Annotated in this window: 20 protein-coding genes and 1 tRNA gene; 13 read left to right on the top strand and 8 right to left on the bottom strand. The window is 61.1% G+C overall.

From position 1 onward, the window contains the following. The first annotated feature begins 28 nt into the window (after positions 1–28). Together eno and BM229_RS02435 are read left to right on the top strand one after the other, a co-directional pair. Positions 29–1,306: a phosphopyruvate hydratase gene (gene eno / locus BM229_RS02440; protein ID WP_093926102.1), complete on the top strand. Its 1,278-nt coding sequence runs from the start codon at positions 29–31 to the stop codon at positions 1,304–1,306. Further along, on the top strand, positions 1,306–1,848 hold the full coding sequence (locus BM229_RS02435) for a GNAT family N-acetyltransferase (protein WP_093926101.1): 543 nt from the start codon (positions 1,306–1,308) through the stop codon (positions 1,846–1,848). Before eno ends, BM229_RS02435 begins: the two co-directional genes overlap by 1 nt. 6 nt (positions 1,849–1,854) lie before the next feature. On the opposite strand, the gene BM229_RS02430 is transcribed toward BM229_RS02435, so the two are convergent. Beyond that, positions 1,855–2,982 (bottom strand): anhydro-N-acetylmuramic acid kinase, encoded by a 1,128-nt coding sequence (locus BM229_RS02430; protein WP_093926100.1) that lies wholly within the window; start codon positions 2,980–2,982, stop codon positions 1,855–1,857. Between the two features lie 66 nt (positions 2,983–3,048). On the opposite strand from BM229_RS02430, the gene tyrS reads away from it, so the two are divergent. The 3 genes from tyrS to BM229_RS02415 all read left to right on the top strand — a co-directional run bounded on the left by tyrS (position 3,049) and on the right by BM229_RS02415 (position 5,794). Continuing rightward, a complete protein-coding gene (gene tyrS / locus BM229_RS02425) occupies positions 3,049–4,299 on the top strand; it encodes a tyrosine--tRNA ligase (protein WP_093926099.1) in 1,251 nt (416 codons plus the stop codon). 128 nt (positions 4,300–4,427) lie between these two features. Further along, on the top strand, positions 4,428–5,183 hold the full coding sequence (locus tag BM229_RS02420; RefSeq protein WP_093926098.1) for a 3-hydroxyacyl-CoA dehydrogenase: 756 nt from the start codon (positions 4,428–4,430) through the stop codon (positions 5,181–5,183). After that, positions 5,183–5,794, top strand: coding sequence for a hypothetical protein (locus BM229_RS02415; RefSeq protein WP_093926097.1), 612 nt, complete (start codon positions 5,183–5,185; stop codon positions 5,792–5,794). Before BM229_RS02420 ends, BM229_RS02415 begins: the two co-directional genes overlap by 1 nt. Here BM229_RS02415 and BM229_RS02410 read toward each other — a convergent pair. From BM229_RS02410 to BM229_RS02400, 3 genes are all read right to left on the bottom strand, one after another. Further along, the gene (locus BM229_RS02410; RefSeq protein ID WP_093926096.1) at positions 5,791–7,602 is read right to left on the bottom strand and encodes an ABC-F family ATP-binding cassette domain-containing protein; all 1,812 of its coding nucleotides are present in this window, start codon (positions 7,600–7,602) and stop codon (positions 5,791–5,793) included. The two genes, BM229_RS02415 and BM229_RS02410, sit on opposite strands and share 4 nt — an antisense overlap. Positions 7,603–7,673: 71 nt before the next feature. Then, positions 7,674–8,396, bottom strand: a complete 723-nt coding sequence (locus BM229_RS02405; RefSeq protein WP_093926095.1) for a GNAT family N-acetyltransferase — start codon at positions 8,394–8,396, stop codon at positions 7,674–7,676. Positions 8,397–8,466: 70 nt separating this feature from the next. Next, a complete protein-coding gene (locus BM229_RS02400; RefSeq protein WP_093926094.1) occupies positions 8,467–8,931 on the bottom strand; it encodes an outer membrane protein assembly factor BamE in 465 nt (154 codons plus the stop codon). Between the two features lie 90 nt (positions 8,932–9,021). Between BM229_RS02400 and BM229_RS02395 the strand changes: the two genes are divergently transcribed. From BM229_RS02395 to BM229_RS02360, 8 genes are all read left to right on the top strand, one after another. Continuing rightward, the gene (locus BM229_RS02395) at positions 9,022–9,573 is read left to right on the top strand and encodes a YceD family protein (protein WP_093926093.1); all 552 of its coding nucleotides are present in this window, start codon (positions 9,022–9,024) and stop codon (positions 9,571–9,573) included. A 201-nt stretch (positions 9,574–9,774) separates the two neighbouring features. After that, positions 9,775–9,981 (top strand): 50S ribosomal protein L32, encoded by a 207-nt coding sequence (gene rpmF, locus BM229_RS02390; RefSeq protein ID WP_093741388.1) that lies wholly within the window; start codon positions 9,775–9,777, stop codon positions 9,979–9,981. Between the two features lie 50 nt (positions 9,982–10,031). Further along, the gene (gene plsX, locus BM229_RS02385) at positions 10,032–11,108 is read left to right on the top strand and encodes a phosphate acyltransferase PlsX (protein WP_093926092.1); all 1,077 of its coding nucleotides are present in this window, start codon (positions 10,032–10,034) and stop codon (positions 11,106–11,108) included. Continuing rightward, positions 11,105–12,076: a beta-ketoacyl-ACP synthase III gene (locus BM229_RS02380; RefSeq protein WP_093926091.1), complete on the top strand. Its 972-nt coding sequence runs from the start codon at positions 11,105–11,107 to the stop codon at positions 12,074–12,076. Before plsX ends, BM229_RS02380 begins: the two co-directional genes overlap by 4 nt. A 109-nt stretch (positions 12,077–12,185) precedes the next feature. After that, positions 12,186–12,488 (top strand): integration host factor subunit alpha, encoded by a 303-nt coding sequence (gene ihfA / locus BM229_RS02375; RefSeq protein WP_067265868.1) that lies wholly within the window; start codon positions 12,186–12,188, stop codon positions 12,486–12,488. A gap of 3 nt (positions 12,489–12,491) precedes the next feature. Next, positions 12,492–13,472: a MerR family transcriptional regulator gene (locus BM229_RS18315; RefSeq protein WP_244152092.1), complete on the top strand. Its 981-nt coding sequence runs from the start codon at positions 12,492–12,494 to the stop codon at positions 13,470–13,472. A gap of 67 nt (positions 13,473–13,539) precedes the next feature. Next, a tRNA-Pro gene (locus BM229_RS02365) sits at positions 13,540–13,616 on the top strand. 78 nt (positions 13,617–13,694) lie between these two features. Further along, positions 13,695–14,771 (top strand): 2'-deoxycytidine 5'-triphosphate deaminase, encoded by a 1,077-nt coding sequence (locus BM229_RS02360; protein WP_093927184.1) that lies wholly within the window; start codon positions 13,695–13,697, stop codon positions 14,769–14,771. 256 nt (positions 14,772–15,027) lie between these two features. Here BM229_RS02360 and scpB read toward each other — a convergent pair whose 3' ends face one another. The 4 genes from scpB to BM229_RS02340 are packed head-to-tail and all read right to left on the bottom strand — an operon-like array spanning position 15,028 to position 18,486. Next, a complete protein-coding gene (scpB, locus tag BM229_RS02355; protein ID WP_093926090.1) occupies positions 15,028–15,684 on the bottom strand; it encodes an SMC-Scp complex subunit ScpB in 657 nt (218 codons plus the stop codon). Between the two features lie 3 nt (positions 15,685–15,687). Continuing rightward, positions 15,688–16,482, bottom strand: a complete 795-nt coding sequence (locus BM229_RS02350) for a segregation and condensation protein A (protein ID WP_093926089.1) — start codon at positions 16,480–16,482, stop codon at positions 15,688–15,690. Then, positions 16,475–17,482: a beta-N-acetylhexosaminidase gene (gene nagZ / locus BM229_RS02345; protein WP_093926088.1), complete on the bottom strand. Its 1,008-nt coding sequence runs from the start codon at positions 17,480–17,482 to the stop codon at positions 16,475–16,477. Before nagZ ends, BM229_RS02350 begins: the two co-directional genes overlap by 8 nt. Further along, positions 17,482–18,486 carry an SPOR domain-containing protein gene (locus tag BM229_RS02340; protein WP_093926087.1) on the bottom strand — a complete coding sequence of 335 codons (1,005 nt, stop codon included), beginning with the start codon at positions 18,484–18,486 and terminating at the stop codon, positions 17,482–17,484. The genes nagZ and BM229_RS02340 overlap by 1 nt, the downstream gene beginning before the upstream one ends. Positions 18,487–18,488: the final 2 nt, after the last annotated feature.

Genomic DNA, 18,488 nt, shown 5'->3' with positions numbered 1-18,488 from the left:
TGCAAACCCGAACATGAGGACAAAGCCCATGAGCACGATCATCGACATCCACGCCCGCGAAATCCTCGACAGCCGGGGCAACCCGACGGTCGAAGTCGACGTTATCCTCGAAGACGGCACAATGGGCCGTGCGGCGGTTCCTTCCGGCGCATCTACTGGCGCCTATGAAGCGAATGAGCGCCGCGATGGCGACAAGTCTCGCTACATGGGCAAGGGAGTGTTGGAAGCCTGTGCCGCCGTGAATGGCGAGATCGCGGAAGCGCTGGTGGGCATTGATGCGACCGAGCAGGTCGAAATCGACGAAATGATGATCGAACTCGACGGCACCGAGAACAAATCCCGCTTGGGCGCGAATGCCATTCTGGGTGTATCGATGGCCGCTGCCAAAGCCGCTGCGGATTACTGCACACAGCCGCTTTACCGCTATATCGGCGGCACCACCGCCCGCGTTCTGCCCGTGCCGATGATGAACATCATCAACGGCGGCGAACATGCCGACAACCCGATCGACATTCAGGAATTCATGATTATGCCGGTCGCCGCGGAGAACATCCGCGAAGCTGTGCGCATGGGGGCCGAAGTGTTCCACACGCTCAAGAAAGAGCTCTCCGCCGCTGGCCTGTCGACCGGGATCGGCGACGAAGGTGGCTTTGCCCCGAACATCAGCTCGTCGCGCGATGCGCTTGATTTCATTCTGAAGTCGATCGAAAAAGCGGGCTACAAGCCCGGCGAAGACATGTACCTCGCCCTCGATTGCGCGGCGACGGAATACTACAAAGACGGCAAATATGTCCTCTCCGGTGAGGGCAAGACCCTGTCGAGCGAAGAGAATGCCGACTATCTGGCGGCCCTCGTGAAAGACTACCCCATCATCTCCATCGAAGACGGCATGGCCGAGGATGACTGGGGCGGCTGGAAAGCCCTGACCGAAGTGTTGGGCAATAAGGTGCAACTGGTTGGTGACGATCTTTTCGTAACCAATCCCGCGCGTCTGTCCGACGGCATCAAGCGCGGTTGTGCGAACTCGATGCTGGTGAAGGTCAACCAGATCGGCACGCTGACCGAGACGCTCAAGGCCGTCGATATCGCGCATCGCGCGGGGTACACCAACGTCATGTCGCACCGCTCGGGCGAAACTGAGGATGCCACCATCGCAGACCTCGCCGTGGCGACAAACTGCGGTCAGATCAAAACCGGCTCGCTGGCGCGTTCCGACAGACTGGCCAAGTACAACCAGCTGATCCGTATTGAGGAAATGCTGGGCGAGACCGCACAATACGCGGGCCGTTCGATCCTGCGCGGCTGATGTCTAAAGTTGATATTCGTCCTGTCACCACCGCTGCGGATCTCGCGGCGGTGGTTGAACTTTGCTGGGCCTACCGTGACTTTCTGTACAACTTCGCCCCGACCGAGCGGCGGATTGTCGAGACCTTCTATCCCCACGACAAATACAGCGCCCTGATGGACCGTCTGACCGAAGAACACGCCCGCCCGCGCGGCATCATTCTGCTGGCCGAGCGTGACGGCATCCCTCTGGGCTGCGGCATGTCCCATGCGCTGAGCGATACCGAGAGCGAGATCAAGCGCGTCTTTGTGACGGATGCCGCCCGTGGCACCGGCGCGGGCCGCGCGATCTGCCAAAGGCTGATCGATCAGGCGCGGGAGGACGGGTTTGCGAAGGTCTATCTCGACACGTCCATCGCCTTTGCCCCTGCCCGCGCGCTTTATACATCATTGGGATTCATTGAGCGCGGTGCCTACCAACCGATGCCTGAGTTCACACGCGACGCGATCTGCTTTTATGAGTTGCCGCTGACCGACATACCGGCAAGCGCCGGATCTGTCTGAACGCGGCTATACCCGGCTGACAGTACCGCCACCCACAGCGGCCCGCACACCAGTTGTGCCGGGGCACGATGTCGGCAAGCCCCGTGATACCCGCACAGCCAGATAGGCGAAGGCCTGCGCCTCCAGCATATCGCCATCCAACCCGATGTCCTCCACCGGAGCGACAGGGCAATCAAGGCTGACGTCCAGCATCCGCATCAGCACCGGATTATGGCGCCCGCCCCCCGTGACATAGACCCGCTCGGGCGGGGCCGGGCAGTGCTGCATCGCTTCGGCCACGCCAGCGGCGCACATGGCGGTTAAGGTGGCACAGGCATCGGCGTCGGACAGTTCGCCCACCAGGGCCACCATTTCTGCGAAGTCATTCCGGTCGAGTGATTTGGGCGGCATGCGGGCAAAGTACGGCTCGGCAAGGAATAGCTCCAACGCGCCATGCTCCACCCTGCCGCGCGCGGCCAGTTTGCCACCTTCGTCAAAGTCTTGGCTAAGGCGGGCTTGCATCAAATCGTTGATCGGCGCATTTGCCGGACCGGTATCGAAAGCCAGCAGCGCGCCTTCTTCCTCTGGGCGTGCGACTCGCGGATCGACCCAAGTAAGGTTGCCCACGCCGCCAAGGTTCAAGAAAGCCACCGGGCCCTCCCGCCCAGCAAAACGGGCGCAGGCATGGTGAAAGAACGGGGCCAAAGGCGCGCCCTCTCCCCCCAGTTCCACATCGGCGCTGCGGAAATCCCACACAACGGGCAAGTTGATGGTGCGCGCCAACAGGGCCCCGTCGCCCACTTGCAGCGTGCCCTGCATCCGCGGCGCATGGGCAAGGGTCTGGCCGTGGAAACCGACAAGCTCGACGCCGGGTTCATCTTTTAACAGATCATCCAACAGCGCCAGATGCGCGGCCTCAACCGCTTGGGCTGCCGCCTCGACCTCGGCCCCGTGCCATTTCCCGAATCCGGCGGCGATCACCCGACGCTCTTCTGCCGAATAGCTGCGATAGGCGCTGCGGCCAAAGCTGGTGATGTCATGCCCGTCGGTACGCAAAACAGCCGCGTCCACCCCATCCAAAGAGGTGCCCGACATCATTCCCAATGCCGTTTCCACACCGGTTCCGACATGTTGCCTGTGCATGGCCCTATTCATGGCCTTTTCCTTTGCCGCTCGTGCGCATATAGATTGCCCCGCAATACAGTTTTGAGGCAAGTCACCATGACATACCATCCCAAATCGGAGTTCATCCACACGATGATGCAGCGCGGCTTTCTGGCCGATTGCACCGATTATCAGGGATTGGACGACGCCCTGATGAAAGGTGCCGCTCCCGCCTATGTGGGCTATGACGCGACAGCCAAATCTCTGCACGTGGGGCATCTGGTCAATATCATGATGCTGCGTTGGTTGCAGAAATGCGGCGGCAAACCGATCACCCTGATGGGCGGCGGCACGACAAAGGTGGGCGATCCATCGTTCCGGTCGGATGAACGCCCCCTGCTCACGCCCGAAGCGATCGACGACAATATCGAAGGCATTCGTCAGGTCTTTGCCCGTTACCTTGATTATGGTGAGGGCGAGACAGGCGCCCTGATGCTGAACAACGCGGAATGGCTCGACGGGTTGAACTACCTCGACTTCCTGCGCGACATCGGGCGGCATTTCTCGATCAACCGTATGTTGAGCTTTGAGAGCGTGAAATCGCGGTTGGACCGGGAGCAATCGCTGTCGTTCCTCGAGTTCAACTACATGATTCTCCAAGCCTATGACTTTATGGAGCTTCACCGTCGCTACGGTTGTATCCTGCAGATGGGCGGCAGCGACCAATGGGGCAACATCGTCAATGGGATCGACCTGACGCGCCGCGTGATCGACGGCGAAGTCTACGGCCTGACCTCACCGCTGCTGACCACCAGCGACGGCAAGAAGATGGGCAAATCGGCAGGCGGCGCGGTCTGGCTCAATGGCGATATGCTCTCGCCTTACGAGTTCTGGCAGTTCTGGCGCAATTGCACCGATGCCGATGTGGGTCGTTTCCTCAAGCTCTACACCGAGCTGCCGGTCGATGAATGCGACCGTCTGGGCGCGCTCGCCGGGTCCGAGATCAACGAGGCAAAGGTGCGTCTGGCCAACGAGGTCACCGGCCTGCTGCACGGCGAAGAAGCAGCGCGCAACGCCGAAGCCACGGCGCGCGAAGTCTTTGAAAAAGGCGGCGTTGGCGACGATCTGCCTACCCTGACCCTCTCGGCATCTGATGTGGGCGATGGCGTCTCTATCGTGCAACTGCTGGTGAAATCCGGCCTTGCGGGCTCCGGTAAAGAGGCCAAGCGCCTAATTGCCGAGAATGGTGCGCGGATTGATGATCAGCCGCTGACAGATGCGGGCATGATGCTTGATGCTGGTGCGCTGTCCTCTCCGATCAAGCTGAGCGCGGGCAAGAAACGCCACGCGCTGGTGCAGATCGGCTAAATTCTCAACGGGGGCTGCCTTACGGCCCCCGGCCTGCTCCTTCTCCATCTCGGTCCGGGCAAGCATGGCTTGCATGGGGCGGAACTTCGTGTTGAACTGAACAAGCGTTCATATCGGGGGGAGCCATCATGAAACTAGACAGCACAGCCGCCATCATCACCGGGGGTGCCTCGGGGCTTGGCGAAGCCACGGCGCGCTATTTCGCGTCGCAAGGTGCGCAGGTCACCCTGCTGGATCGTGACGCCGCACGTGGCGAATCTGTTGCAAAGGAAATCGGTGGCCATTTCATTCTGACCGATGTGACGGATGAAAGCTCAGTTCAGGCGGCGGTAGACTACGCCGCCGATAAAATGGGCTGGATCACAGCAGCGGTGAACTGCGCCGGGATCGCCCTTGGCATCAAGACCACAGGCCGCGACGGCCCGCATCCATTGGACGCCTTCCAGCGCACGGTCGACATCAACCTTGTCGGCAGCTTCAACGTGGCACGGCTGGCGGCGGTGGCCATGGCCAAGAACAGCCCCGAAGACGACGGCGCACGCGGGGTGATCATCAACACTGCCTCCATCGCCGCTTTCGACGGGCAAAAGGGCCAAGCCGCCTATGCCGCGTCCAAGGGCGGGATCGTAGGCATGACCCTGCCCATGGCGCGGGACCTGGCCAAAGACGGCATCCGCGTGATGACCATCGCGCCCGGCATCTTCAAAACGCCGATGCTGGCGGGGCTGCCGGAAGAGGTGCAAGCGGATCTGGCCAAGGATGTCCCCAACCCGCCGCGCCTTGGCGATCCTTCGGAATACGGGCGGTTGGCCGGGTTCATCGTTGAAATGGGCTATCTCAACGGCGAGGTTATCCGCCTTGATGGGGCGCTGCGGATGCGCTGATGCCGCTGCAGAACCGCGTCCAGCCCGATGGAGAGATCATCGCCCACCCCGCGCGGGGTGGGTTCATGGGCAATCGCGGTATCCTGCATGACGAGAGTGGCCTGCACCCGAAACGCCGTTGGGCTCAACAGAATTGGGTGTGCTGTGTGCTCAGCTTCAAGGGCCGTCGGCGGCAGTTGATGGCCCCGCGTCACTATACCGAGCTTTTCTTTCTGGATGAGGCCGTGGCCTTTGCTGCCGGTCACCGGCCCTGCGCGGAATGCCGCGCCGCGGATTACCGGCGGTTTCGGGCGTGCTGCGATGTGTCGGGGCCTGCTGCGGCCCTTGACCGTCAGTTGCACAGCGAACGAGCCGTGCCGCGCGTCTTTCAACAGCGCCGTCAAGCGGGCGTGGAGGTGCACGATCTACCGGACGGGGCCTTTATCTTGGATCACGCAGGCCAAAGTGGGGTGCTGTTCGGCGACGCTTTCCACCCCTATCAGCCCTCAGGCTACGGCCCGCCGCAACCGCGTCCTCGGGGCCGTGTCACCCTGCTCACCCCGCCCAGCAGCGTCGCGGCTTTCCGCAATGGATACCGGCCGCAGATCGCCCTGAAGGACTCCGCTGATTAACCCTGCGCCTTCTCTTCAAGCGCCATCCATTCTTCTTCAGCGTTCTGGAGCTTTTCGTGCCGCTGAACCAGCGCATCGGTGGCTTTCTGGAACTTCACCGGTTCACGCGTAAACAATTCCGCGTCGCTGAGCAGTTCTTCGAGCTTGCCGATCTCCGCCTCAAGGCGCTCGATCTCACCCGGAAGCGCTTCGAGCCGGTGCTTTTCGGTAAAGCTCAGACCCGAGGTGGATTGTTTTTTCTCCGCCTTCGGCTCGGCCTTGCCCGGTTTAGACTTTACCACGCTGTCGGAAAAATCATCCTGCCCGCGCTGCGCCAGATAATCGCTCCAACCGCCGGCATAGACCGTGGCACGCCCGTCGCCTTCCATGGCGATGGTGGTGGCGGCCACGCGGTCAAGGAAGTCACGGTCGTGGCTGACCAGCAGCACGGTGCCGTCATAGGTGCTGAGAAGCTCCTGCATGAGGTCGAGGGTTTCGACATCCAGATCGTTGGTCGGCTCGTCGAGCACCAAAAGGTTCGAGGATCGCGCCATGATCTTGGCCAGCAACAGCCGCGCCTTTTCCCCGCCTGAGAGCGAGCGGACAGGCGCGCGGGCCTGTGCTTCGTCAAAGAGAAACTCTTTCAGGTAGCCCACCACATGTTTCGGCTGTCCGCGCACCAGCACCTGATCGGCCTTGCCAGAGACGCGCATATCAGGATCGCCGGTCAGGCTTTCCCAAAGCGTCATATTGCCATCAAGCTGCGCACGCGCCTGATCGAAAAGCGCGAGTTCCAGATTGGTGCCGAGTTTGATTTCGCCGGTGTCGGGCTGCTCTTTCCCGATCATCATGTTAAGCAGCGTGGTCTTGCCCACCCCATTCGGTCCCACCAGCGCAATGCGGTCGCCGCGTTGCACAGTGATCGAGAAGTCGCGCAGGATCTGTTTGTCGCCGAATTTTTTGGCTATGCCTGTCGCCTCGATAACCTTACGGCCCGATTTTGGCCCGGCTTCCAGCGCCATCGCGGCGGTGCCTTGACGGGTGATCTGGGCAGAGCGTTCGGCCCGCAGGTCTTGCAAGGCGCGCACGCGGCCTTGGTTGCGCTTGCGCCGGGCCGAGATGCCCTCAACCGCCCACCGCGCCTCGGCCTTGATCTTGCGGTTAAGCTTGTGGCGCTGCATGTCCTCTTCTTCCCAGATCTGATCGCGCCATGCTTCAAACCCCTCAAAACCGATCTCCTGACGGCGCACGGCGCCGCGGTCGATCCAGAGGGTGGCGCGGGTCAGATTGCGCAGGAAGGCGCGGTCGTGGCTGATGATGACAAAGGCCGTGCGGGTGCCCTTTAGCTCGGATTCGAGCCAAGCGATGGCTTCGATGTCGAGGTGGTTGGTCGGTTCGTCCAGCAGCATCAGCTCTGGCTCTTCGGCCATCAGCCGCGCCAGCGCCGCGCGGCGGCGTTCACCGCCCGAAGCGGTGGCGACGGGGCGTGCGGGATCGAACTTCAGCCCCTCGCCCGCGCGCTCGACTTTGTACATCTCGCCCGGATCAAGGCCATGCGCCGCGAAATCGCCAAGCGTCTCGAAGCCCGACAGATCCGGCTCCTGCTCCATATAACCAACCGACACGCCGGGACCGGCAATGACCGCCCCGCTGTCCGGCTCGACAAGTCCGGCCATCACCTTCATCAGCGTGGATTTGCCCGAGCCATTGCGGCCAACCAAAGCTAGCCGGTCGCCGGTCTGAACCACCAGTGAAAGGTCTTCGAAAACAGGATCGCCGCCAAAGGTCAGCGAAATGTCGGTGAGTTGTAAAAGGGGTGCGCGTGCCATGCCCGCCAGCTATCTCTCGGCGCGGGCAAGGTCAATGTCCCTTGAGGTTGGGCGCCGTGCTTTCGCGCGCTTTAGGCCAAGGCGCGCAGGAGCCGCGCGCGGTTCGGCGGGATCGCCGCGATCTCGAGCCCGGTAAAGACATGCAGCGTGTTCATCTCCCGGTCGATCACCGCGTGATCGCTGACCCAGCCGCCCATGGCAAGATAGCTGCGCAGCAGCGGCGGGGTCTGCTGGCGCGCGCGGCGGGAATCGACAGTTTGCGTGTCGCGGGCAAAAGGGTAGTACTGATTGGCTTGGAGTCCGGGTCGCCACTCTGCCGGGGCCAGATGCTGTTCTTTCAAACGGGCAAAGGCATCCCGGTACACTGTCGGGTCGGTTCCTGTGAAGGAAGAGCAGCCAAACAGAAGCGTCACATTGTTGCGGTCGACCTCATGTGCCAGCCGCCCCCAAGCGAGGCGCTGAATGTCGGGATCTTGCCAGTCGGGGTGCACGCAAAAGCGGCCCAGTTCAAGCAGCGCGCCGTCGACCTTTTCTAAGTTGGAAAGGTCATAAAACTGTGCGGCATAGCTTCGCGCCAAGGTCGCGCCGCGAAATAGGGTCAGGCGAAAGCAACAGACCAAAGTGCCACTGGCACGATCCTCTACCAGAAAATGTCGCGCGCCTGCATCGAAAGCATCGATGTCGGGCTGGGTGCCTCTCTGGAAGCACCGGGCGCGCAGCACCTGCGCGCGGGTAATATCGACTGACGATAAGGCTTCGCGCGTCAGATATCGGCCCGGTGACGCTTGGGTCATCTGCGATGTCGCCTTCGGTTGCCTACAGCCCTGCCCCGCCGGTTGACCGCCGGGGCTTTCAAGGATGGATTTAGCTGCCGAATGCCGTCGGGCTAAAACGGCCAAGGTTGCCCAAAAGCTGACGCAGGAACGTATTGTCAGCCACTGGCGATGTCGTCACTCGGCGCGACAAAGGCACCACTTGCCCGCGCTCTAGCCCGAAGCGTTCGACATTTGCCACGACGCCCGCTTCGTTAAAGCTAACGGTGACCACTTCGCGGTCGATCTCTTTCGGGGCCATGAACCCCAAAGCGCGCTGGCGCATCTTAACGTAGTAGTAACTATCATCGCTCAAAACACCCGAAGCGGTGGGCACACCGATCTTTTGAGCGACGGTTTCTTTGGTGTCGCTGCCGACGACGATCTGCTCAAGCTGATCTTGTGGCGGAACATAACCGTGGTTTTGATACTGCGGGCTGCAGGCTGTCAGAAGCAGCGCAAGGCCCATACCTGCGATCCGGAAGCGTGTCTTGCCGGTCTGTTTCGTATTGCGCATTTGGTCTGCCCTCTTGCCCTGACGGATTATGGCTTTTATTTCGCATACACTAAGGCACCCCAAGTGTACAAGAAACGAAAGTCATATCTCATGTCGCGCAAATCACCTACGCCAACCGCTCTACGGGTCGCTGACCTGTCTCAGACGGAGCCAAACGGCTTTGCGCTGCGCCCCGATGCGGAGGCATTATCGCAAATCGCTGAAGAATTGGAGCTATCCGCTCTGCGCAAACTCAGCTTCTCGGGCAGCATCAAACCTGTGGGCAAGCAAGACTGGCAACTCGAGGGCACCTTGGGCGCCACAGTGGTTCAGCCCTGCGTTGTGACGCTGGAGCCGGTAACCACACGTATCGACGTCAATATCATCCGCCGTTTTGTCCATGATTTCGAACTTCCCGATGAGGAAGAGGTCGAAATGCCCGAAGATGACACGACCGAACCTCTGGGACAATGGATCGACCCCGCGCAGATCATGATCGAGGCGCTGGCACTGGAAGTGCCTGAATACCCCCGCAAGGGCGATGTTGAACTGGGCCAGATGGTCCATGCGGAACCGGGCCAGAAGCCAATGACCGACGAAGATGCACGCCCCTTTGCCGGACTCGGGGCCCTGCGCGACGCGCTAAAGAAAGACGAAACCTAATAAAACAGGCGGAATACCGCGAAAATTACGGGTTGCATCGCCGCGCATTCGCGTTATTTTGCCGCCCTCACCCCAATTAAGGTTGGACATTGCGCGGCTGCGGCCCTAAAGCGTCGTCACGCCCGAAACGGGGTCCGAATTGAAACACGGTTGCGGCATGCCTCATGCAGGTCAGCAACCCCGAAGGCAAAGGCACCAGACATGGCTGTCCAACAGAATAAAGTATCCAAATCGCGCCGCAACAACCGCCGCGCACACGATTCGCTCACAGCAGCGAACCCGAACGAATGTTCGAACTGTGGTGAGCTGAAGCGCCCACACCACATCTGCGCCGCATGCGGCCACTATGACGACACCGAAGTTGTCGCCCTGACCGAAGAAGTAGACCTGGAAGACGACGCAGCCTAAGCTCGCGTTGTTCCTAAGGTTTTTTCAATGGCAGTGAGGCATTCGCACCGATGACGGCACAGCCCGATCACCCCAACGCGAAAGCCGGACACACCCTGATATCGGTTGACGCGATGGGGGGTGACGAAGGCCCGGCAGCAGTTGTTGCCGGGTGTGCGCTTTCTGCGACAGCAAATCCCGATATCGGTTTTATCTTGCATGGTCCGCGTGACCAGCTTGAACCGCTGATCGCCAAGCGCAGCGATTTGGCTGGTCGTTGCGAGGTTCGCCACGCAACGGATGTCGTCACGATGGACGACAAACCCAGCCAAGTTGTACGCACCGGCAAGGCCAGTTCCATGTGGTCCGCTATCGAGTCCGTGCGCAGCGGAGAAGCCGCCGTGGCTGTCTCATGCGGGAACACCGGCGCGCTGATGGCGATGTCGATGATACGGCTGCGGAAATTGCCGGGCGTGAATCGCCCCGCGATTGCCGTGCTCTACCCGTCTTCCAATCCTCAGGGCTTTAACGTGATGCTCGACGTAGGCGCCGATGTGCGCGCCGACGCCGATGATTTGTTGCGCTTTGCCTTGATGGGCACCTCCTATGCCCGCAACGGTATGGACCTAGAGCGCCCGCGTGTTGGGTTGCTGAATGTCGGTACAGAAGAACATAAAGGCCGCACTGAGCTTAAAGAAGCCTATGATCTGATTCGCGCCCAAGGCGATGCCACGGGCTTTGAATTTGTAGGCTTTGTTGAGGGTGGCGACATTTCGGGTAACCGCGCGGATGTGATCGTGACAGACGGGTTCACCGGAAACGTGGCGATCAAAACCGGCGAAGGCACCGCCAGCATGATCGGCAACCGCCTGCGCGAAGCGTTCAAATATTCGCCTATGTCACGGCTTGCGTCGCTTCTGGCCTATACCTCGCTGCGCCGCCTCAGCAAAAAGATTGATCCCCGCCGTGTAAACGGGGGCGTCTTTCTGGGTCTGAACGGTACGGTTGTGAAATCCCACGGCTCAGCGGATGCCACAGGCATCTCTGCGGCGATCAAACTTGCGGCCCAGTTGTCGCAGAATAAATTCAATGACAAGCTGGCCGCCCGCGTCGCCGCGACGCTGCCTGCCGAGGAGTCCGTCAAATGAGCCTGCGCGCCGTTGTCACTGGCTGTGGCCACTACCTGCCCGCCCGTGTCGTGGAAAATGCCGAATTTGAAGCGACCCTCGACACGAATGACGAGTGGATCCGCTCGCGCTCTGGCATCGAACGCCGCCATTTCGCCGCTGAGGGCGAGAATACATCCTCCATGGCCAGCGCAGCCGCACGCAAGGCGCTTGAGGATGCGGGCCGCGAAGCATCCGACGTGGATGCGATTGTCGTCGCCACCTCAACGCCTGATCTTACCTTCCCTTCTGCCGCAACGATGGTGCAGGCCGAATTGGGTATGACCAGTGGCTTTGCCTTTGACGTGCAAGCGGTTTGCGCGGGGTTCGTCTATGCGCTTGCCAATGCCAACGCACTGATCGTGTCGGGCCAAGCCCGTCGCGTGTTGGTAATCGGAGCAGAAACCTTTAGCCGCATCATGGATTGGACGGATCGTTCGACCTGCGTACTTTTCGGTGATGGCGCAGGTGCGCTGCTGCTCGAAGCACAGGATGGCACCGACAGCCCTGAGGATCGCGGCATTCTTGCGACCGATCTAAACTCAGATGGCCGTTACCGCGACCTGCTCTATGTCGATGGCGGAGTATCCACGGGCACCACCGGCTATCTGCGCATGCAAGGCAATCAGGTCTTCCGCCACGCGGTTGAAAAACTGGCGGCGACGGCGAATACTTCGATGGAGCGGGCCGGTGTCGCTGCCGAAGATGTTGACTGGATCGTGCCGCATCAGGCCAATATCCGCATCATTCAGGGCACAGCGAAAAAGCTGAACCTGCCGATGGAGCGTGTGGTTGTTACCGTTCAAGACCACGGCAACACCTCGGCGGCTTCGATCCCGTTGGCGCTGTCCGTCGGGCGTGAGCGGGGCCAAATCAAACAAGGCGACCTGATCGTTACCGAAGCTATTGGCGGTGGTCTGGCGTGGGGTTCTGTCGTCCTGCGCTGGTAAGCTACTGAGCTAACGCAGAAAATCTCCGCTCAAATGCCCGCGATCCGGGCATTGATGTTGACTCTAAAAATCGCAGCAGCATATGCTATTGAAAAGCATGGGGGATATAATGCCGAACAAGACATTGACGCGCATGGATTTAAGTGAAGCTGTATTTCGTGAAGTCGGTCTTTCTCGTAATGAGAGCGCTCAACTGGTCGAAGCAGTGCTTGAGCATATGTCCGACGCTTTGGTCGACGGGGAACAGGTTAAAATCTCTTCCTTCGGCACATTCTCGGTGCGCGACAAGACCGCCCGCGTGGGGCGCAATCCGAAGACTGGCGAAGAGGTTCCGATCAACCCGCGCCGTGTGCTGACCTTCCGCCCTTCGCATCTGATGAAAGACCGCGTTGCCGAAGGCAACAAGTCCTGACCCATGGTCAAATCGCCGGACGCTTTTCGCACCATCTCCGAAGTCGCTGACTGGCTCGGTATTCAGGCCCATGTTCTGCGGTTCTGGGAGAGCAAGTTCACGCAGGTGAAGCCCATCAAACGGGCTGGCGGACGGCGTTATTACCGTCCGGCGGATATGCTGCTGTTGGGGGGGATCAAAAAGCTTCTCCATGATGATGGGCTGACCATCAAAGGCGTGCAAAAGATCCTGCGCGAAGAAGGGATGACTCATGTGTCCTCTCTCTCTGCATCGCTGGATGAGCTGGACTTTATGGAGCCGCGGCCCGCCCCCAAACCGGACATCATCCGCCCGGAAACCGGGGTGGTTTTGAACTTTGGCAGCACGAAGGCAGAAGCGCCGGACGACTCTGGTTTGGATAAGCAAACTGCAGGTGCGGAATCGACTGACAATACGCCCGCCGCTTCGCCTGCTACCACACCACCAAGTGCGTCGCAGGTCACCCCCACAAAGTCCCTGCCCCCCTCTCCTGTGCCGCCTGCCGACGATCACCCGCGCGCAACGCCTGATCCGCTGGCTCCGTCGGACAGAGCCACACCCGACGCGCCGGAGCCGGATCACACCCCTGGCCCCGAAGTTGAGGTGAACCCAGCCGAGCCCGAGCCGCAGACCGCCGCAGATCCCAGTCTGCCCGACTTCTTAAAACGCCCCCTCGCGTCAGAACCCGATGCGCCGACCGATGCGGAACCTGTATCCCCTGCAGATGACGCGCCCTCTGAGCCAGAAATCGAAGAGTTCGACGATACGCCCAGACCCGCGATCATCGACCTGCCGGACTTCACCCCCGAGGCTGAATTTCCAGCCCGTCCGGGTCTGTTGAGTGTGGCGAGCCGTGTGCATTACCTGCCCCGCGATGTGCAGCCGCTCGTGGCCGGTCTGCTGCTGGATCTGGAAGAGTTGCGCGCGCGGATGGCCGCTGAACCAGGCTTTGAAAGTAATTACTGATCGCAATGAAAAGATCGGCAATTCCCTCTTGCACCCCCTGCGAGATCGGGTATGAAGCCCACGTAGTCGGGCTATGGCGCAGCCTGGTAGCGCGTCCGTCTGGGGGACGGAAGGTCGCAGGTTCGAGTCCTGCTAGCCCGACCAACCGACTACAACAACACGCCCGCGCCGGTAACGCGCGGGCGTTTGTCATTTGAAAGGCCCCGCTTGATGCCCAATGCGATGAACGGGGTGCTCCCCAACCAGCAGATTTCAGCGATGATCGAAAACGGTGCCATTGCCGCTGACCCGGCGGTCACCGCTGCCCAGATCCAGCCTGCCAGCCTCGATCTACGCCTCGGCAACGTCGCCTATCGCGTACGGGCATCCTTCCTTGCCGGGCAAGGGGCCAAGGTCGCGGATCGTCTGGCAGAGTTCGAGATGCACCGCGTGGACCTTAGCGATGGGGCCGTGTTGGAAAAAGGCTGCGTCTATGTCGTGCCTTTGATGGAAACACTCGCGCTGTCTGAAAATGTCTCTGCGGTCGCTAATGCCAAAAGCTCCACCGGGCGGCTCGATCTTTTAACACGCACCATCACAGACGGCGGGACCGAGTTTGACCGGATCGCGCCGGGCTATACCGGCCCGCTCTATGCCGAGATCTGTCCCCGCTCCTTTTCCGTGCTTGTGCGCCCCGGCATGCGGTTGAACCAGATCCGCTTCGGCAGCGGCGACGCGACGCTGGATGATGACGCCTTGCGCACGCTGCATGATAAAACCCCCTTGGTAGATGGCACAGCCGTGATCGACGAAGGCTTGGGCTTTTCCGTCGATCTGCGCCTGCCCGGCACCAGCCTTGTCGGTTATCGCGCCAAGCCGCATACCGGGGTGATTGATCTGGAAAAAATCGGCCATTACGCACCGGCGGATTACTGGGAAGAGGTGCACAGCACCAATGGCCAGATCATCCTTGATCCCGGTGCTTTCTACATCCTCGTCAGCCGCGAGGCCGTGACAATCCCTCCCGCCTATGCCGCTGAAATGGCGCCCTATTTAGCAATGGTAGGTGAATTCCGTGTGCATTACGCGGGCTTCTTCGATCCCGGCTTTGGCCATGCCGAGGCGGGCGGTGCAGGTTCACGCGGGGTGCTGGAAGTGCGCTGCCATGAGGCACCTTTCGTGCTGGAGCATGGTCAGGTTGTGGGTCGCTTGGTCTATGAGCATATGGCCCAGATCCCCAACCAGCTTTACGGGGCTGACATCGCATCGAATTACCAAGGTCAGGGTCTGAAACTGTCGAAGCACTTCCGCTCCGCCTGATGGCGCGAAGGCTTACCTTGATCGTAAGAAACGCCGCAGCATCCGAATGCCCTGCTGCGCAGCGCCTGCGTTAAATGCGCCACCCTTGCGGGCCCCGCGTTTGTTGGTACGTCGCGCACCAGCACCTACATCGCACGACAGCAGGCGGCGCATGAGGTGACGTATGACCATGTTAACGATCGGTTTCATCGGCCCTCTCATTCGGATCAGCCCGTTTTATCTAGGCGCGCGGGGCCGGAATCCAGCCCCACGCTCATCAATCTTCGAACAGCTCGCTCTGGCCTTCGGTGGTCTCCGGTTCGTCTTCGCCATCGCCCACGGTGGGCAGCAGACCGGCAGGCGGGCGGTTCTCCAACAGCCCGGCAGAGCGCAGCTCTTTCAGCCCCGGCAGATCTCGCGCGCTTTCCAGACCGAAGTGATCGAGAAACTCTTGCGTCACCACAAAGGTCACCGGACGGCCCGGTGTCATCTTGCGGCGGCCAAAGCGGATCCACTCCATCTCTAGCAGTTGATCGACCGTCCCACGAGAGACCGCGACGCCCCGAATCTCTTCGATCTCTGCGCGGGTGACGGGCTGGTGATAGGCAATGATCGCCAGGGTCTCGATCGCGGCGCGGCTGAGTTTGCGGGTCTCGACCGTTTCCCGATGCATCAAAAAGCCAAGGTCAGGCGCGGTGCGAAAAGCATAGGCGTCGCCGACTTTCATCACCTGCACGCCGCGCCCTTGATAGCGGTGGCGCAGGAAAGCCATCGCCTCGCCCACGTCCGAACCGCGCGGTAGGCGCGCTTCGAGTTCACGTAAGGTGATCGGCTCGGAACTGGCAAAAAGCACGGCTTCGATCATACGTTCCTGTTCGGCCAGCGAGGGCGCGTCGAACAGCTTCTTTTCTTTTGTTTCAACGTCTTCCGACACGCATCAATCCTTCTTGCGCAGTTGGATGGGGGCGAAAATCTCTTTTTGCCGGATCTCCATATGCCCCTCTTTGACAAGTTGCAGGGAGGCCGCAAAGGTCGCTGCCGTGGCAGAGCGTCGCCGCTCAGGATCGCTCTCCCAACCTTCGGGCAGATAGCTGTTCAGATCGCCCCAATCGCCCGCATAGTCAATCAGCCCGCGCATCCGTTCCAGCGCTTCTTCCATGGTGAAGACCTTGTCGCGGTCCATCACGAAGGGGCGGAATTCATCGCGCGTGCGGGTGCGCGCATAGCCTTGCATAAGGTCCAGCAAGGTCGCGGTATAGGTCACCTTTTTGACGCGGGTAATCTCATGTGTCTGGCCACGGGCAAAGAAATCGCGGCCAAGCTGATCGCGGGCCATGAGGCGTGCGGCAGCGTCGCGCATGGCTTGGAGACGTTCCAGTTGGAACGCCAGATGCGCGGCCATCTCTTCGCCTGAAGGGCCTTCCTCGGTCGGGTCCGGGGGCAGCAGCAGGCGCGACTTGAGGAAGGCCAGCCATGCCGCCATCACAAGGTAGTCTGCCGCCAGTTCAAGCCGCAATTCCTTGGCCCGCTCAACAAAAGCCAGATACTGCCGGGCCAGTTGCAGCACCGAGACTTTGCGCAGGTCGACCTTTTGGGTGCGGCTCAGAGACAGCAGCAGGTCGAGCGGCCCTTCATAGCCCTCAACATCAATGATGAACGCCTCGGCAGCCAGCCGGTCGGCCACGGAGCCGCCAGCCCCGCCCCGGTCTTCCTGAAATGTCGTGTCAGCCATGCAATGCCCCGCCCAGAAGCGTCTCAAGCTGGGCGCTGAGGGCGTCGATGTCAACGTCGTCGGGGGTTTGCCGCGCATCCTTGGCCCGCAGGGCGCGGGTCTGGGCGGCGGGGGTCATTTCGCCTGCGGCTTCGGCCACGGCGCGGCGGTCTTCTAGCGGGCCATTACAGAAAAGGGCCACGTCACAACCCGCCGCGATGGCGGCGCGGGTGCTCTCCGCCGGGGTCATTTGCAGCGCTTTCATCGAGATGTCGTCTGTCATCACAAGGTTATCGAAGCCAATATCCTCACGGATGATGCGCATGACCTTAGCGGACAGGGTCGCCGGGCTATCATCCAACGCGTCATAGACCAGATGGGCTGTCATCCCCATGGGCAGATCACGCAGGCTGCGGAACGGCGCAAAATCGACCGCCTCCAGATCAATCCGACGGGCATCGACATGCGGCAAATTGTGGTGGCTGTCGAGCGTGGCGCGGCCATGACCGGGCATATGTTTCATCACCGGCAAGACGCCCCCCGCCAGCAGTGCATCGGCCACGATCCGGCCAATCTCGGCCACCTGCCCCGGCGTCTCGCCGTAGCAGCGGTTGCGCAAAAACTGATGCGTCTTGGGCCCCGCCACATCGATCAGCGGCGCGCAGTTGCTGTCGATGCCGACGCTGTGCAGCTCATGGGCTATGATCCGGTACATCAGATAAAAGGCTTGGCGGGCTTGATCCCCCGCGCGGGCGGCGAGGTCCATCGGCGGCATCCAATCGCGCCACTCCGGGGCACGCATGCGCTGCACGCGGCCGCCCTCTTGGTCGATGGTGATTACCGCCTCATGGCCCGCCGCCTCACGCATCTCCTCACAAAGCGCGCGAACTTGGTCGGGGCTGTCGATGTTGCGAGAAAAAAGAATAAAGCCAAAGGGCCGCACGTCCCGAAAGAACGCCTTTTCCTCGACGCTGAGCCGAACGCCCGTGGCGTCGAGGATCGTGGCCCCGAAGGGGCGCATCAGCGCATCACCACCGGGATACAATCCGCGTTTTCAGCCACGAGAGCCGAACAGAAGCGCCGTGCATCGGCGATATCGTCAAAACCCATGGCGCGCAGGCGGAAGAACACCCGGCCACCGCTGGTCGCCTTTTGAACAACGCGGTTTTTACCTTCAAGGTAGGCGCCGAAGCGGCCCTGAAGACGATCCCACTGTTCGCGGGCAACCTCTGGGCTGTCGAATGCACCAAGCTGCGCCATGCGGGTGCCTGCGGGAAGGGCCGCGGGATCGACCTCTTGCGTGGCGGCTTTGACCGGATTGCTTTGGACCGATGCGGGCGTCACCACGGCACCACCTGCGGGGCGACGGCGGGGGCGCAGCGAATTGCGTACGCCGGGTGCGTTCAGCACGGCTTTGACCACCTTAGGCTGCGCCGATGTATCGGCCAGCGCCATGGCGACGGCAGTATCGACCGCGTCGGCCGCCGCCTCACCGCTCAATGGGGCCACACCATTGGTCAACTGAGCAACAAGGTCTTGGACGTTGCCTGAGCGGATCGCGGCAGAGGCGTCGATCAGATTACCGTCGTCACTTTGAGCCACGGCTTTGGTCGCCTCGCCTTGTGGCTTTCCGGCAACCATCGCCACTTGAACGGGCTGGTCTTCGTCCTGCAATTCGATCTGGCGGGGCGCGAGGCGCAGCTGATCGGCCGGGCGTCCGGCGTTGCCTTCGGCGGCCACTACGTTGACCGACAACCCCTGATGCCGGGCCAATTCTCCGCCGGGTTCTTCGGGGCGCACACGCATTTCACCTTGGACGGCGCGGACCACGGGAATGCCCGTCACATCACGCACCAACAGTTTGTAGCCCCAAACGCCAATTCCTGCGACCAGCGCCAGTGAAACCACGGCGCCAGCGATATTGGTGAGCGTTGTCAGTGTCTTGGGCGCGGTGCCCACTGCGTATCCATGCGCGGAATCGGGCGCATAGCCCGCAGTCGTCGGGGAAGACGTGAAATCTGCCATCT

The organism is Sulfitobacter dubius, from assembly GCF_900113435.1.
In the GTDB taxonomy this organism is placed as follows: Bacteria; Pseudomonadota; Alphaproteobacteria; order Rhodobacterales; family Rhodobacteraceae; genus Sulfitobacter; species Sulfitobacter dubius.
Note: the sequence above shows the minus strand (reverse complement) of the source record. Positions and strands in the feature narration are given on the sequence as shown.